Here is a 16,127-nt window from a genome sequence, read left to right as displayed (position 1 = left end):
GCTTAGCGGTCCACGTCAGCCATAACGAAGTCGATACTGCCCAGATACGCAATGAGGTCGGCGACCATGCTGCCTTTGATCACCGAAGGGATCTGCTGCAGGTGCGGGTAGCTCGGGGTACGGATCCGGGTGCGGTAGCTCATGGTGCCGCCATCGCTCGTCAGGTAGTAACTGTTGATGCCCTTGGTCGCCTCGATCATCTGGAACGACTCGTTGGCCGGCATGACCGGGCCCCACGAGACTTGCAGGAAGTGCGTGATCAGGGTCTCGATGTGCTGCAGCGTGCGCTCTTTCGGCGGCGGCGTGGTCAGCGGGTGATCCGCCTTGTACGGGCCTTCCGGCATGTTGCGCAGGCACTGGTCGATGATGCGGATACTCTGGCGCATCTCCTCGACACGTACCATGCAGCGATCGTAGGCATCGCCGTTGTGGGCCAGCGGTACTTCGAACTCGAAGTTCTCGTAGCCGGAGTAAGGGCGGGCTTTACGCAGGTCGAAGTTGCAACCGGTAGCGCGCAGGCCGGCACCGGTGGTGCCCCATTCCAGCGCTTCCTTGGTGTTGTACGCGGCAACGCCGATGGTACGACCCTTGAGGATGCTGTTTTGCAGGGCGGCCTTGGTGTATTCGTCGAGACGCTTGGGCAGCCACTCGACAAAGTCCTTGACCAGCTTGTCCCAGCCGCGTGGCAGGTCGTGAGCGACGCCACCGATGCGATACCAGGCAGGGTGCAGGCGGAAACCGGTGATCGCTTCGATCACGGTGTAGGCGCGCTGGCGGTCGGTGAAGGTGAAGAACACCGGTGTCATGGCGCCGACGTCCTGGATGTAGGTGCCCAGGAACAGCAGGTGGCTGGTGATGCGGAAGAACTCGGCCAGCATGATGCGAATCACGTCGACCTTCTGCGGCACCTGGATGCCCGCCAGCTTCTCGACCGCAAGCACGTACGGCAGGTTGTTCATCACCCCGCCGAGGTAATCGATACGGTCGGTATAGGGGATGAAGCTGTGCCAGGACTGGCGCTCGGCCATTTTCTCGGCGCCACGGTGGTGGTAGCCGATGTCCGGTACGCAGTCGACGATCTCTTCCCCGTCCAGCTGCAGGACGATACGGAACGCACCGTGCGCCGAAGGGTGGTTGGGGCCGAGGTTGAGGAACATGTAGTCCTCGTTGGCACCCTGACGCTTCATGCCCCAGGCTTCCGGGTTGAAGCGTGCCGACTCCTCTTCAAGCTGCTGCTTGGCCAGGGTCAGGCTGTAGGGGTCGAACTCGGTCGCACGGGCAGGGTAGTCCTTGCGCAGCGGGTGACCTTCCCAGGTCGGCGGCATCATGATGCGGCTGAGGTGCGGGTGGCCGGCAAAGTCGATGCCGAACATGTCCCAGACTTCGCGCTCGTACCAGTTGGCGTTTGGCCAGATGCCCGTCACGGTCGGCAGGTTCAGGTCGCCTTCGCTGAGCGACACCTTGATCATCACGTCGCTGTTACGCTCGATCGACAACAGGTGGTAGAACACGCTGAAATCGGCGGCTGGCAGGCCACGGCGCTGGGTGCGCAGGCGCTCGTCGACGCCATGCAGGTCGTACAGCATGCTGTAAGGCTTGGCGACGCCGCGCAGGAAGCTGAGCACCTCTTTGAGCTGGGCGCGTTTTACCCACAACACGGGCATACCGGTGCGGGTTTCCTGGGCGACGAATGCTTCGGCGCCAAAACGGTTGTTCAGTTCGACGACCACATCCTGGTCGTCAGCCTTGTAGGGCGGAATAAAAATAGCGTTGTCCGCTGTCATGGTCTCGGTCGCTTTGGGTCAACGTTAAGAATGAAGCCAGGCCGCCGGCTCCTTCGGGAGCGGGCGGCAGGTCGCTGGATCAGACTTCGTCGGGGCTGCGCAGGTTGGTTACTGCAATGCGCTGCTCACGACGCAGGTCTTTCTGGGCTGGCATCTCGGCACGGTAAATACCTTGATCACCAACAACCCAGGAAAGCGGGCGTCGTTCTTGGCCGATCGACTCCTGCAGCAGCATCAAGCCTTGCAGGAAAGCCTCAGGGCGTGGCGGGCAGCCAGGCACATAGACGTCCACGGGGAGGAACTTGTCGACCCCCTGAACGACCGAGTAGATGTCGTACATACCACCGGAGTTGGCGCACGAACCCATGGAAATGACCCATTTCGGTTCGAGCATCTGCTCGTACAGGCGCTGGATGATCGGCGCCATTTTCACGAAACAGGTACCGGCAATGACCATGAAGTCGGCCTGCCGCGGCGAGGCCCGGATGACTTCGGCGCCGAAGCGGGCGATGTCGTGGGGTGCCGTGAAGGCCGTGGTCATTTCCACGTAGCAGCAGGACAGGCCGAAGTTGTACGGCCAGAGGGAGTTCTTGCGACCCCAGTTGACCGCACCACTCAGCACATCTTCAAGTTTACCCATGAAGATGTTCTTGTGGACCTGGTCCTCAAGCAGTTGATCGGTGACGGTTTCCCGTTCACCGACCGGGTACTGCTCGTTGGGCGCATCCGGATCGATTCTGGTGAGATTGTATTGCATGCCAAAGCCTCATTGTTTCAGCTTCGCTTGCCGCTTGCGGCGACCTTCGGGAGCCCAATCAAGTGCCCCGACGCGCCATAGGTAGACAAGACCTGCCAACAGAATTGCTATGAAAACGAGTGCTTCGACGAATCCGGTCCAGCCGCTTTCGCGGACGGACACAGACCATGCAAAGAGAAAGAGGGCTTCGATATCGAAGATCACGAACAGCATCGCGACCAGATAGAATTTGGCGGACAGGCGCAGGCGAGCGCTGCCGACGGGCAGCATGCCGGATTCGAAGGGTTCGTTCTTGGCGCGGCCCCAGGCCTTGCTACCGAGCAGGCTGGACAGGCCGAGCATGAAGGCGCACAGGCCGACGACACCCAGGAGGAAGATGGCAAAGCCCCAGTTGTGGGCGATGAGTCCTGCCGAATCGGACATGCTAGAGATCCTTATACAGAGACCCAGCTCTGCAGTCTGAAATAAGTGTAGAGCGGCGACTTGGCGTCGCACATGCAGTGACCAAATGTCGCAGCCGAATCAATCCCGCTGATTTTATGGGTAAACCTGGTGCAAGTAAAATTTCTGTCGCAAATTTATTCGTAGGATTAAGTACAAAAAACCTTCGTAACTGGCTGAGAGCCTTGAAATTCGGGCATTACGCGCGGTTTTGTCAATTATGTTTCTTGCAGACGGTAACGAATTGCAAGTTGCGTAATGATAATTAATATCATTTGCCTTGCTGCCTTTGAATTCGCCTGTTCTGTGCCTTGTAAAGTTCATCTGGCGACTCCCCCTACTTGTAAATGCAAAAAACGCTTGTTCTAGCAGCTCTCGACACTGCGCGCACCGCTCTGGGTCAATACTTTATCGGTGGAGCGATGACCGACTGATGAAGCGATGGCCCGTTGGCCGAGCCAGTAGGCGAGGATGATCAGGTACGGTGCGGCGGCGAACGGGCTGACGAAGCGGTCGATGCCGATCAGGCTGTCCGAGCTCACGAGCAGGCCGGCACCGAGCACCGCCAAACCGTTGCAGGCCAAGGCGCGCCAGAGCGTGGTGTTGATGGCCGGGGCGTATATATAGAGAGCGGCGGCAGCCAGGGCGAGAATCATCAGGTCGCTTGGCAGAGGTCCTTGCTGCTGCGCTGCCTCAAGCATAGACCTGATCCTGGGTTTTGCTGGTCATGCCTTTGGATTGTAGGGGGGGCATAGGTTTGGCGACAGGTATGCGGCGCCTGCGGGAGAGCGCCGCTCGCGCGGCACCGCAAACCTTGCGACAGGCATCATGTCGCCCAGACGCATTCGGATGCAGAACACCTGAAGCGTCAAGCTGATTAGTGTGAGACAAGGGCCGGGCAAGGTAGCCGAGAAATTTCAGGGGATTGGGCAATGGGTAGCCCCCCAAAAAAACAAAGGCCCAGTGCTTTCACAAGCACCAGGCCTTTGTTCTACAGCAACCCACTAGCAGTGGAACTGTTCTTCCTTGTCGCCGATCGGCCCCGCTTTTGTTTCAGGCGCCGAGGCGTACCACGTAGAGGCCGTTTTTGGTATCTGTCGGAAGCTTGAGATTGCAGGCGACAAGCGGTTGACCATTGCGTTGGCAGCGGATCCATGAGGCCATCCCGCGCTCTCCGACGAAGGCCCAGCCACTGGCGCCATAATCATGATCAGGTTTGCCGTCGCTGTTGAAGCGCAGAGTGACAAAATGGCCCTCTGACTCTGCATTTTCATAAAGCACGGTCAGGTAAATTTTCTCGGCGTTGCCGGATCTTGCGTCAAAGGACAGATCTAACGCGGAGGCCATTACCGATGGGGTCTTTTCGACAATGACGGGCCTCCCTTCATTGAAACCGTTGTTCAGCGTGCCGTCGCTGTTAAACGACATGAGCGCGGTACCCTCATCGTAAGTGTTGATGTCGGTGCGGCACGCCAGCACGAAGTGATGATTGGAGGTTGACTGCTTGAGCAGCACAGGAAGCAGCGTGTGGCCTGGCGTATGCAGGTACAGATAACCGCCGTCGGCAAATGTCCTGTCGATCTTGGCGTGCTCATCGAGGCGGGTCACGATGACGTGGTTCTTGAAGTCTTCAGTAGGTAAGGGCGCGTACGCCGCATAAATACCATGTTCATTCAGTGCCAGTGCCCCCAGCAGTACTGGGTCGTTGCCGTGCGCAGCGCGCCAGTAGCCTGTGCCATTGAAGTCGGTAGCCAGGTCCCCTTTCAGCGTGATTGCAACAACGTGGTCGCGCGAGCGGAAGTAGAGCACTCCGTTCCGTATGCCCGCGCCGTCGTTGTCGTGGGAAGACGAACTGCTGTCCTTGGTGGGCGATGCCAAATCGGTCGGCCAGGCATTGGTTGTGGAGCTGACCGAAGGATAAATCCGATAGGGCTTCCCGTCCTCGCCAAAACTGGTGTCGGGCTTTCCATTGGCGTGCAAGCGAACGACGATGGGGTGATATGAATTCGGGGCGTAGTTGTAGTCGCCTACCACAAATATTTGCCCAGCTTCATCCGTAATGATCTCAGACAGAAAGACCCGCAGGGCACCTTCATATTCGATCGTTGTGACACCTTGCGAACCGAATTCGGGGTCAAGCGTACCGTCAGGCTCAAGGCATAGCAGCTTGAGGGCTGTCGCGTTTCGGGGCGCCGAGGAAATAAGTGTTTTTTGAGTTGATTCGATTATCGCAATCGGGCCGAGATGGTCGTACTTTGGGTGCGAAAAACGGCCTTGCGACGCATACGCTGGGTCCAGCTCGCCAGCGTTGAGGATGGTTGGCATGATGCGACTCCTGTTTGGGGGAGTCGCTAGCCTCTCAGAAGGTGTGGGACTGAAAAACTGGCAATAATACTAGGCTCTGTATGAGAAGAGCCCATTAGCCCTGGCTGTTTTCCGTGGTCTTTGCGGAGAAAGCATGGCCCTGATCATGGATTTCGCTATGGCTTGTATCGACAAGCATTGGCAAAACAAAAGCCCGGAGCTTTCTCAAGCCCCGGGCCTTTGTTCAAAGGCAACCCACTATCAGTGGAACTGCTCTTCTTCGGTCGAACCGGTCAGTGCAGTCACCGACGAAGCGCCACCCTGGATCACAGTGGTCATGTCGTCGAAGTAGCCAGTGCCCACTTCCTGCTGGTGCGCCACGAAGGTGTAGCCCTTGTTGGCGTCAGCGAATTCCTGCTCCTGCAGCTTCACGTAGGCGGTCATGTCGTTGCGGGCGTAGTCGTGCGCCAGGTTGAACATGCCGTGCCACATGTTGTGGATGCCGGCCAGGGTGATGAACTGATGCTTGTAACCCATGGCCGACAGTTCGCGCTGGAACTTGGCGATGGTGGCGTCGTCCAGGTTTTTCTTCCAGTTGAAGGAAGGCGAGCAGTTGTAGGACAGGATCTGGTCCGGGTACTCCTTCTTGATCGCCTCGGCGAAGCGGCGGGCTTCGTCCAGGTCCGGCTTGGCGGTTTCACACCAGATCAGGTCGGCGTACGGGGCGTAGGCCAGGCCGCGGGCAATTGCCTGGTCGAGGCCGGCGCGGACCTTGTAGAAGCCTTCACGGGTGCGCTCGCCAATCACGAACGGCTGGTCGTACGGGTCGCAGTCGCTGGTCAGCAGGTCGGCGGCGTTGGCGTCGGTACGGGCCAGGATGATGGTCGGTACGCCCGATACGTCAGCGGCCAGGCGAGCAGCCACCAGCTTCTGTACGGCTTCCTGGGTGGGTACCAGTACCTTGCCACCCATGTGGCCGCATTTTTTTACCGAGGCCAGTTGGTCTTCGAAGTGCACGCCGGCGGCGCCTGCTTCGATCATGTTCTTCATCAGCTCGTAGGCGTTCAGTACGCCGCCGAAACCGGCTTCGGCGTCGGCCACGATTGGCGCGAAGTAGTCGATGTAGCCTTCGTCGCCCGGGTTCTTGCCGGCTTTCCACTGGATCTGGTCGGCGCGGCGGAACGCGTTGTTGATGCGTTTGACCACGGTCGGTACCGAGTCGACCGGGTACAGCGACTGGTCAGGGTACATGGACTCGGCCGAGTTGTTGTCGGCGGCAACCTGCCAGCCGGACAGGTAGATGGCCTGGATGCCGGCCTTGACCTGTTGTACAGCCTGGCCGCCAGTCAGGGCGCCCATGCAGTTGACGAAATCTTTGTCGGGGCGGAAGGACGGGTGGGCACCTTCGGTGACCAGCTTCCACAGTTTTTCTGCACCCTGACGGGCAAAGGTGTGCTCAGGTTGCACGGAGCCACGCAGGCGAACGACATCGGCGGCGGTGTAGGTACGGGTCACGCCTTTCCAGCGCGGGTTCTCGGCCCAGTCTTTCTCGAGGGCTGCAATTTGCTGTTCGCGTGTCAGTGCCATGGAAATAAACCTCGTCGCATCGATCTTGGGTTAATTGTGCTGATGCTCTGGGCAGATCAGGTGCCTGGCGGCTGTCCTGTTCGCAGGGGTGCGGCGGCGAACGAGAAGGCTCGAAGGGGAAGGTTGGGCAGGCCAGGCGAAGGTGCGCTCCGGCAGGTCGGCTCGTGGTTGCCTTGCTGCGGTGCTACGCGATTGCCAGTACTGCGGTGATGCGCTTCCGTCCCTCGGGACAACTTCTTCGTTGCAGTCGCAATCCCGTCGAACCGCCTTGTGGGCCGTATAGACACGAGGCGCCTCCTGGGGTGGAAGGAGCGCGCCCCGAAGGCCCTTGCCAGGGCCCCTGATTAGCGGGAGCGAGGCCATCATGCCCTTGGGAAAAAGACCCTGTCAAATGTTTTGTAGTGCTTTTTTGTCCTTACTACATCTTTGGTCTAATGCGACTTGGCAGTCAGTTTCAAGGCCCTTGGTCGAAGCCTTGAATTGCCTGGGATCAGTCGACAAGGTCGACTTTGACACGCAATGTCATGTTTTCACCCCGTTGGGTGCTGTACGTATGGCTTGACGCGCTGCGGTCGGCTTGGCTCTGCTGGTTGAACCCCGCCAGGGTGATCCACTCGCCGAGCTTGCCAGTGACTGTCGTGTCGGTACTTTGTACTTTCACTACATCTGCACGTTCATGGCTGATGCGGTCATTATTGCTGCTTATTTGCAGGCGAACCGTTTCGCCGCTCAGGCTCGGGGTTACGTAGAAGCCTTGGGTCACGTTGCGGTATTCGGTGTTGCTCTGAATGCGCCCATAGCCGTCTGTGCTGGTGCTGGTAATGGGGATGCTCTGGCCCACCTGGATCAGTGCCGGTTGCCCTTCGCTGGCTTGTACCTGCTGCATGCCGCCGTCGCGGTTGCTGGTGCCGTAGTGAATGACGCGTGCGTTGCCGCGGTTGTCCTGGAAGTTACTGTCATTGTTGTCGACGCTGATCAGCAGGCGTTTGGGCGCGGTATCCAGCTGTTGCAGCAGGGCGCGCAGGTCGTCGATGCGCTCGGGGCTGGCGTTGACGATCAGTTTGTTCTCGAAGGCGCTGACCGTGCCGTCCTTGCCGATGAATGCCTGCAGGGCGGGCAGCAGTTCGGCACTGCTGCGATGCTGAAGTGGCAACACCTCGGTGGCGGCATGGGCAGTGAGGCTGGCGGCCAGCAACAGGGAGGCGAAAAGGGGGCGTAGCGGCATGTCCATGATCTCCGCAGGTGGAACCAACATGATGGCAAATTTGCTGACTTTTTGCCGGATCCGGATCACGCCGGCACGGTTGCAGACGGTCGTATTATCCTGATTTATCTTGTAGGCTATAAATTATAGTAGGCAAGATAATTGAGGTTAATTGCATGTCTCCCGTTCGCCCGCTCCTGCGCCGTAATCAGTTGGCCAACGCACTGGCCCAAGACTTGGCCGGCGAGTCGTTGGTCGATTACAGCTCGGGCATGTTCCTGGCCGCGCCCCGGCGTACGGGCAAGAGCACCTTCCTCAACAACGACTTCATACCGGAATGCGTACAGCGCGGTTGGCTACCGGTTTACGTCGACCTGTGGTCGGATCGCGACGCCGCCCCTGCGCAGCTCATCAGTGGCGCCATCGGTACTGCGCTGGCCAGATTCGAAGGTGCGCTGGCCAGGACTGCGAAAAAGGCCGGTATCGACAAGGTCAACCTGCTGCGCACCCTGAGCTGGGATTTCACCCGCCCGCAACTACCGGCGGGTACTACCTTGGCCCAGGCGCTTGCCGTGTTGCATCAAGTGTCAGGGCAGCTGGTAGTGCTGATCATCGACGAGGCTCAGCACGCCCTTAACAGTGAAGATGGCCTCAATGCGATGTTCGCGCTGAAAGCCGCGCGTGACCACCTTAACCGTGGCGACCGTCCAGACGGCTTGCGCCTGGTGTTCACGGGCTCTAGTCGCGACAAGCTGGCCAACCTGGTACTCAAGAGCAAGCAGCCATTCTTTGGTGCCAGCATCACGCCCTTTCCGTTGCTGGGGCGTGAATATGTCGAATTCATCACCGCCCTGTGGAACCGTCGCCTGGCCGACAGTAACCAGTTCAAGGTAGAGGACCTGGCATACGCGTTCGAACTGGTCGGCCGGCGCCCGGAAATGCTCAACAAACTGTTGGCCGAAGTTAGCGTCGGCCTGGGTGAGGCGGGCAACCTGGGTGAACTGCTGCGCAATGGGGCGCTGAATCATCAAGCCGGGGTGTGGAGTGACTACGAAAGCGCTTGGAACGAACTTACGCCGTTGCAGCAGGCAGTGCTAGAGGTCATGGCCGAGCGCACGCTGGGCCGGCAGCCGTTTTCCCCGTTTACCGAGCAAACCCTGGTAGAGGTCAGCCGCAAGCTGGAGCAGGCCCAGGCGGTAGCCAACGTCAACACGGCAAACGTACAGAAGGCCCTTGATGCCCTGCGCGACAAGGAGCTGGTATGGAAAGCCAATCGTGGCGAGTACGCGTTGGAAGATACTTCCATGGCCGAATGGCTCGCCCGCGACCAGGCAGTTGCCAGCCACAGGTGAACCTTTGAGGTGCCCCGTAAGTCGCACTCACAGGGAGCGCGTGGGGTGATTGCATGAACGGTGTCCTGATCTTGCTGTTATGGCTTTGCAGTCTTGGTGCACAGGCTGCGCATCAAGCAGCTGCAGCGTTGCGGTGAGCGGGTGTTGAACTGGAGCTGGGGCATTCACCGGGTCGGGGCACGCAATGTGAAGGGTGATGAGGTCGATTCGCTGGTGCGCTCCGGGCTGGCGATGAGCGGCTACGCAAGCGCCACAGTTCCAACATCGACATGCGCGTGGATGTCAGTGCTGCTGCCTGCATACGCCCAGTGTCAGCCGAGGCTGCGCATTGCGGCACGTCGTACGCAACACCCTTGGTGGCTGCCACTGTGGCGACGATGCTGTCGATCAACCCGGCACTTACCCCGGAACAGGTGCGCATGCTGTTGCGGCGCAGTGCCTTGACCCTGGGCGTCGAACAGGATTTCGAAGCGATGGATGCCGAAGACCTGACGGCGCCGATCCGGCCGCCTGAGCGACCCGGATCTGGGCCGTTCGGCGCGCCTGGACATGCAGCGTGCGCTGGACCTGGCCGTGCAGAGCCTGGAACGTGTGCGTTGAGCGGTGGCCGCTTTCCGACAAATTCCGTAACATCGCGCCCCTCGTTTTTAAATCGTCCTCCGGACTGAACCACAGGAAGCCCATGAAGCCCGCCCGACTACGCGCCGACCTGCTCGCCGGCCTCACCACCTCGTTCGCCTTGGTCCCCGAGTGCATCGCCTTTGCCCTGGTGGCCCACCTCAACCCGCTGATGGGCCTGTATGGCGCGTTCATCATTTGTACCCTGACGGCGCTGTTCGGCGGGCGGCCGGGGATGATCTCCGGCGCTGCCGGCTCGATGGCGGTGGTGATCGTCGCGCTGGTGGTGCAGCACGGCGCGCAGTATCTGCTGGCGACGGTGCTGCTGGGCGGCGTGGTCATGATCCTGTTCGGCGTGCTGCGCTTGGGCAAGCTGGTGCGCCTGGTGCCATACCCGGTCATGCTCGGTTTCGTGAACGGTCTGGCCATCGTCATCGCCATGGCTCAGTTGGAGCATTTCAAGGACGGCGAACACTGGCTCACTGGCACGCCGCTGTACCTGATGGTCGGCCTGGTGGCGCTGACCATGGCGGTGGTTTATGTGCTGCCGAAACTGACCCGCGCGGTGCCGCCGGCTCTGGTGGCGATCCTCGGTGTCGGCCTGCTGGTGTACTTGCTCGGGCTGCCTACCCGCACCCTGGGTGACATGGCGCACATCGCTGGTGGCCTGCCTGGGCTGGCCCTGCCGGATGTGCCCTGGAATCTGGAAACCCTGAAGATCATCGCCCCTTATGCGGTGCTGATGGCCATGGTCGGCCTGCTGGAAACCCTGCTCACCCTCAACCTGACCGATGAAATCACCGAGAGCCGTGGCTTCCCGGACCGCGAGTGTGTGGCACTGGGCGCTGCGAACATGGTGTCGGGCCTGTGCGGCGGCATGGGCGGCTGCGCGATGATCGGGCAGACGGTGATCAACCTCAGCTCCAATGGCCGAGGCCGGTTGTCGGGCGTAGTGGCCGGTGTGATGATTCTGCTGTTCGTGCTGTTCCTGTCGCCGCTGATCGAGCGTATTCCACTGGCAGCGCTGGTCGGGGTGATGTTCGTGGTGGCCCAGCAGACCTTTGCCTGGGCGTCGTTGCGAGTGTTGCACAAGGTGCCGGTAAATGATGTGCTGGCGATCATTGCGGTGACCGTGGTCACGGTGTTCACTGACCTGGCCATGGCGGTGCTGTTCGGTATCATCATCGCGGCGCTCAACTTTGCCTGGCAGCATGCGCGCGAGCTGTATGCCGACACCCATGAGGACGCGGGGGGCGGCAAGCGTTATCAGTTACATGGCACGCTGTTCTTCGCCTCGACCACCTCGTTCCTCAACCAGTTCGACACGGCCGGGGACCCGGCGCAGGTCACGCTGGATTGCCAGCATTTGAGCTTTGTCGATTATTCGGCGGTTGCGGCGCTGAAAACCCTGCGCGAGCGCTATGCCAAGGCGGGCAAGCATTTGCGCGTGGTGCATTTGTCGGATCGGTGCAAGAAGCTGCTGAAGCGGGCTGGCGAGCAGCACTGAGCTTGATTGTGGCCTGTACCGGCCTCTTCGCGGGCACGCCCGCTCCCACAGGGGGGGCACAATGTTTGGGCCTGCGGCCATTCTGTGGGAGCGGGCGGGCCCGCGAAGAGGCCGGCACAGGCGATTGCATCATTCCCCGCGGCTCTTCTTGACGATGCCGTCGGCAATGCTCGCAGGCGCCTCGGCATAGCGGGTGAACTCCATCGAGAAGCTTGCCCGGCCTTGGGTCATCGAGCGCATCGAGGTGGCGTAGCCGAACATTTCACCCAGCGGCACTTCGGCACGGATCACCTTGCCAGCCGGCGTTTCATCACCGTCCTGGATCATGCCCCGACGTCGGCTCAAGTCGCCGAGGATGTCGCCCTGGTACTCCTCCGGCGTCACCACCTCAACCTTCATCACCGGCTCCAGCAACACTGCGCCACCTTTCTGCGACAACTGCTTGGTGGCCATTGATGCGGCGATCTTGTAGGCCATCTCGTTGGAGTCGACATCGTGGTACGAGCCGTCGAACACGGCGGCCTTGAGGTTGATCAGTGGGTAGCCGGCAAGCACGCCGTTCTTCATTTGCTCCTCGATACCCTTCTGGATGGCCGGGATGTACTCGCGCGGTACCACGCCGCCGACAATCTCGTTGATGAACTCCAGGCCTTCTTTGCCTTCATCACCGGGGGCGAAACGGATCCAGCAATGGCCGTACTGGCCGCGGCCGCCGGATTGGCGAACGAAGCGGCCCTCGATCTCGCAGGTGTTGCGGATCTTCTCGCGGTAGGCCACCTGTGGCTTGCCGATGTTGGCCTCGACGTTGAACTCGCGGCGCATGCGGTCGACGATGATGTCCAGGTGCAGCTCGCCCATGCCCGAGATGATGGTCTGGCCGGTCTCTTCATCGGTACGCACGCGGAATGAGGGGTCTTCCTGGGCCAGCTTGCCCAGCGCGATCCCCATTTTTTCCTGGTCGGCTTTGGTTTTTGGCTCCACTGCTACGGAAATCACCGGGTCGGGGAAGTCCATGCGTTCGAGAATGATCGGCTTGTCCATGTCGCACAGGGTGTCGCCGGTGGTCACGTCCTTCATGCCGATCAGTGCGGCGATGTCGCCGGCACACACGTCCTTGATTTCTGCGCGTTGGTTGGCGTGCATCTGCACCATGCGGCCAATGCGCTCTTTTTTGCCCTTGACCGAGTTGAGCACCGCGTTGCCGGAGCTGAGCACACCGGAATACACCCGGGCGAAGGTGAGGGTGCCGACGAAGGGGTCGGTGGCGATCTTGAAGGCCAGCGCCGAGAACGGTTCATTGTCGTCGGCGTGGCGTTCCAGGTGCTTTTCGTCGTCGTCGGGGTCGGTGCCCTTGATTGCCGGGATTTCCGACGGGGCGGGAAGGTAGTCGATCACCGCGTCGAGCATCAGCGGCACGCCTTTGTTCTTGAACGATGAGCCTAGGATCGTCGGTACGATTTCGTTGGCGATGGTGCGCTGGCGCAATCCGGCCTTGATCTCTTCGATGCTCAGTTCTTCGCCGTCGAGAAACCTGGTCAGCAGTTCGTCATTCGCCTCGGCTGCGGCTTCGATCATGTGTGCACGCCATTCGTTGGCCTGTGCCTGCAGTTCGGCGGGGATATCTTCTTCGCGGTAGCTGGTACCCTGGTCGGCATCGTTCCAGTAGATGGCCTTCATCTTCACCAGGTCGATCTGGCCAATGAAGTGCTCTTCGCTACCGATGGCCAGCTGGATGGGCACCGGGTGGTGCCCCAGGCGTTGATCGATCTGCTTGACCACGCGCAGGAAGTCGGCACCCTGGCGGTCCATCTTGTTGATGTAGGCCAGGCGTGGCACGTGATACTTGTTGGCCTGGCGCCAGACGGTCTCGGACTGCGGCTCGACGCCGTCAGCGCCGCTGAATACCACGACCGCGCCATCGAGCACGCGCAATGAGCGCTCCACCTCGATGGTGAAATCGACGTGGCCTGGGGTGTCGATGATGTTGAAACGGTACTTGTGGGCGAACTGCTTGGTCGAGCCTTGCCAGAACGCCGTAGTCGCCGCCGAAGTGATGGTGATGCCGCGTTCCTGCTCCTGGGCCATCCAGTCCATGGTCGCCGCGCCATCGTGCACTTCGCCCATCTTGTGGTTGACCCCGGTGTAGAACAGGATCCGCTCGGTGGTCGTGGTCTTGCCGGCATCCACGTGGGCGACGATGCCGATATTGCGGTACAGCTCGATGGGCGTTGTGCGGGCCATGGCGGACTACCTGTGGGTGGGCGGATTCCACCAAGTTAGCAGACCGGTGGAATCCTGCCCTGCCGCCGGGCTGTCAGTCGGCCAGGGCTTGCAGCATCCACTGGCCATCCACTTCGCGGGCCAGGCCGCTGGCCGGCAGCAAGGCCAGCAGGCGCGCGTGCAGGGCGGCCTCGGTAAAGGTCTTGAGGGTGGTCAGGTCCAGCGCACCGATCAGGGTGAGATCAGCCTTGGTGTACGACAGCCAGGCTTTTTTCAACACCTGGGCGACGTCGCTACCGGCGGTGCTGGCGAACCGGCGGTGCCACTGGCGGCCTTCGAAAGTGAAGTTGTGCGCGTGGCTGTAGGTGCTTTGGTCGGCGCCTTCTACGCAGCGGTGGCAGTGGCATGGGCCCTCGCCGAAGGCGTTGCGCAGGTAGCTGTTGAAGTCCACGACGGGCTTGAGGGACAGGCGTTTGTCGACTTCGAACAGGTCGGCGATCAGGGGTTCTTCGGCGCTCACTCGGGATCCTCGTGTGGTGTGGCGTGCATCGGCGGGCACCCTAACAGATCGGGGCATTCAGATCACCTGTTGCAGGTGCCCCGCATACCCCAAGCAACATGCGATCCCTGTGGGAGCGGGCGTGCCCGCGAAGAGGCCAGTAGAGACAACAGAGACTGCCTGCCGTACTCTACGCGCCCCTACGCCTATACACCCACCGAGGTAACCCCGTTTGAGCACCAAGTACCCGTACATCGCCACCGTGACCATCAGCGCCGAAGACCGTGGCGGAGATACCGAAGCCTCGGAAAACCCCAAGATGCGCGTGGGCCTGGAAGCGGTGACCGAAACCCTGAAGAAGGTGCATTTCGTCGGTACGCTCGCGGCCCCAGAGAAACCGGCCACGCACATTTGCGTAACCCTGGAGAACGGCCTGACCTATTACGGCCCGATCGTCAACGGCCATGCCGAACTGGAAGGCGGCTGGATCGCCTTCGAGTCCGACATGCTCACCCCGCAAGAGCTGGGCCTGTAAGCCTCAGCTCAGTTCTGCCAGGCACTGCTCGAGGATATCCAGCCCTTCCTCGAGCACCTCGGCCTCGATGGTCAGCGGTGCCAGCAGGCGAATGATGTGCCGCGCCTTGCCGCTGGGCATCAGCAGCAGGCCCTTGGCTCGGGCCGCTTCCATCACCTGGGCCAGTTGTGCCGGTGCCGGGCTGCCATCGGCATTGATGAACTCGATCCCTCGCATGGCGCCCACGCCGGTCAGGCGGCCGATGTATGGGCTCAGGCCCGAGGCCTTCCAGCGCTCATGGCGGCTGACGATGGCCTGTTCCTGCCGTTCACCCCAGGTTGCAACGTTTTCGTCGGTCATCTGCGCCAGGCTGGCCAGGGCCGCCGCACAGGCAATCGGGTTGCCTGAATAGGTGCCACCGAGGCCGCCCTTGGGCAGCGCCGCCATCAATTCCTTGCGCCCGACCACTGCACCCAGCGGCATACCGCCAGCAATGCTCTTGGCCAGCAACAGCAGGTCGGGTTCGATGCCCAGGCGCGGAAACGCGAAGCGCTGGCCGGTGCGGCCGAAGCCCGACTGGATCTCGTCGATGATGATCAGGATGCCGCGCTCGTCGCAGAAACGGCGCAGGGCCTGGGCGAAGGCCGGGTCAAGGGCAAGGAAGCCGCCTTCGCCCTGTACCGGTTCGAAGATGAACGCTGCGACGTCCTCCACCGCCAGCTCGACGCTGAACAGACGGTCCATGGCCTTGAGCGCCTGCTCGCAGGTAACCCCGGTATCCGCGCTGGGGTAGGGCAGGTGGTACACCGGCCCGGGCAGCTCGCCGACCCGCTGCTTGTAGGGGGCGACCTTGCCATTGAGGTTCAGGGTGGCCAGGGTGCGGCCGTGGAAGCCGCCGTCGAAAGCGATGATGGCACGTTTGCCGGTAGCGCCACGGGCCACTTTCAGGGCGTTCTCCGCCGCTTCCGCGCCGCTGTTGGTGAGCATGCCGGCCAGTGGGTAGTTGACCGGGACGAACTGGCTCAGTTGCTCCATCAGTGCCAGATACGGGCCGTGAGGGGCCGCGTTGAAGGCATAGTGGGTCAGGCGGGTGGCCTGAGCCTGGATGGCCTCGACTACAGCGGGGTTGCAATGGCCCAGGTTGAGCACGCCGATACCGCCGACGAAGTCGATGTAACGTTTGCCGTCAGTGTCCCAGACTTCGGCATTACGGCCATGGGAAAGTGTGATCGGGTGAACGATGGCAATGGATTGGCTGATACTTTCCTGGTTCATGGGGCACGCGGACCTTGTTCGAGTTTCTTATTATCCAAGCGTGTCGGAAGGTTATTCCGCAAACG

12 protein-coding genes and 2 pseudogenes are annotated in these 16,127 nt (G+C 60.9%); 4 read left to right on the top strand and 10 right to left on the bottom strand.

The features are described 5' to 3' along the window. Positions 1-2: 2 nt before the first annotated feature. The 7 genes and pseudogenes from nuoC to J3A98_RS15200 form a co-directional block, all read right to left on the bottom strand. Positions 3-1,784, bottom strand: a complete 1,782-nt coding sequence (gene nuoC, locus J3A98_RS15230; protein ID WP_021783221.1) for an NADH-quinone oxidoreductase subunit C/D — start codon at positions 1,782-1,784, stop codon at positions 3-5. Between the two features lie 79 nt (positions 1,785-1,863). Next, on the bottom strand, positions 1,864-2,541 hold the full coding sequence (locus J3A98_RS15225; protein WP_176682215.1) for an NADH-quinone oxidoreductase subunit B: 678 nt from the start codon (positions 2,539-2,541) through the stop codon (positions 1,864-1,866). A gap of 9 nt (positions 2,542-2,550) precedes the next feature. Beyond that, positions 2,551-2,964 (bottom strand): NADH-quinone oxidoreductase subunit A, encoded by a 414-nt coding sequence (locus J3A98_RS15220; protein ID WP_003251427.1) that lies wholly within the window; start codon positions 2,962-2,964, stop codon positions 2,551-2,553. A gap of 383 nt (positions 2,965-3,347) precedes the next feature. Next, a pseudogene (locus J3A98_RS15215) lies at positions 3,348-3,614 on the bottom strand (lysoplasmalogenase family protein); the annotation flags it as partial. Between the two features lie 421 nt (positions 3,615-4,035). After that, a complete protein-coding gene (locus tag J3A98_RS15210; protein WP_209967157.1) occupies positions 4,036-5,307 on the bottom strand; it encodes a delta-60 repeat domain-containing protein in 1,272 nt (423 codons plus the stop codon). Between the two features lie 240 nt (positions 5,308-5,547). Beyond that, entirely contained in the window at positions 5,548-6,873 is a 1,326-nt protein-coding gene (aceA, locus tag J3A98_RS15205) for an isocitrate lyase (RefSeq protein WP_176682218.1), read from the bottom strand. Between the two features lie 490 nt (positions 6,874-7,363). Continuing rightward, positions 7,364-8,128, bottom strand: coding sequence for a secretin N-terminal domain-containing protein (locus J3A98_RS15200; protein ID WP_209967155.1), 765 nt, complete (start codon positions 8,126-8,128; stop codon positions 7,364-7,366). Positions 8,129-8,253: 125 nt separating this feature from the next. Between J3A98_RS15200 and J3A98_RS15195 the strand changes: the two genes are divergently transcribed. The 3 genes and pseudogenes from J3A98_RS15195 (at position 8,254) to J3A98_RS15185 (ending at position 11,554) form a co-directional block, all read left to right on the top strand. After that, positions 8,254-9,429 carry a hypothetical protein gene (locus tag J3A98_RS15195; RefSeq protein WP_209967153.1) on the top strand — a complete coding sequence of 392 codons (1,176 nt, stop codon included), beginning with the start codon at positions 8,254-8,256 and terminating at the stop codon, positions 9,427-9,429. A gap of 132 nt (positions 9,430-9,561) precedes the next feature. After that, positions 9,562-10,029 (top strand): annotated as a pseudogene (locus tag J3A98_RS15190) (S8 family serine peptidase); the annotation flags it as partial. Positions 10,030-10,111: 82 nt separating this feature from the next. Beyond that, positions 10,112-11,554 (top strand): SulP family inorganic anion transporter, encoded by a 1,443-nt coding sequence (locus J3A98_RS15185; protein ID WP_021783216.1) that lies wholly within the window; start codon positions 10,112-10,114, stop codon positions 11,552-11,554. 129 nt (positions 11,555-11,683) lie between these two features. Here J3A98_RS15185 and fusA read toward each other — a convergent pair whose 3' ends face one another. Both fusA and J3A98_RS15175 read right to left on the bottom strand, forming a co-directional pair. Then, positions 11,684-13,795: an elongation factor G gene (gene fusA, locus J3A98_RS15180; protein WP_209967151.1), complete on the bottom strand. Its 2,112-nt coding sequence runs from the start codon at positions 13,793-13,795 to the stop codon at positions 11,684-11,686. A gap of 73 nt (positions 13,796-13,868) precedes the next feature. Further along, entirely contained in the window at positions 13,869-14,294 is a 426-nt protein-coding gene (locus tag J3A98_RS15175) for a hypothetical protein (protein ID WP_176682223.1), read from the bottom strand. 211 nt (positions 14,295-14,505) lie between these two features. Between J3A98_RS15175 and J3A98_RS15170 the strand changes: the two genes are divergently transcribed. Next, positions 14,506-14,808 carry a hypothetical protein gene (locus J3A98_RS15170; RefSeq protein WP_209967149.1) on the top strand — a complete coding sequence of 101 codons (303 nt, stop codon included), beginning with the start codon at positions 14,506-14,508 and terminating at the stop codon, positions 14,806-14,808. A gap of 3 nt (positions 14,809-14,811) precedes the next feature. On the opposite strand, the gene J3A98_RS15165 is transcribed toward J3A98_RS15170, so the two are convergent. Beyond that, a complete protein-coding gene (locus J3A98_RS15165) occupies positions 14,812-16,062 on the bottom strand; it encodes an aspartate aminotransferase family protein (RefSeq protein ID WP_209967148.1) in 1,251 nt (416 codons plus the stop codon). Positions 16,063-16,127: the final 65 nt, after the last annotated feature.

Source organism: Pseudomonas sp. BP6 (genome assembly GCF_017875935.1).
In the GTDB taxonomy this organism is placed as follows: Bacteria; Pseudomonadota; Gammaproteobacteria; order Pseudomonadales; family Pseudomonadaceae; genus Aquipseudomonas; species Aquipseudomonas putida_Y.
This window is presented reverse-complemented; position numbering and strand designations above follow the sequence as displayed.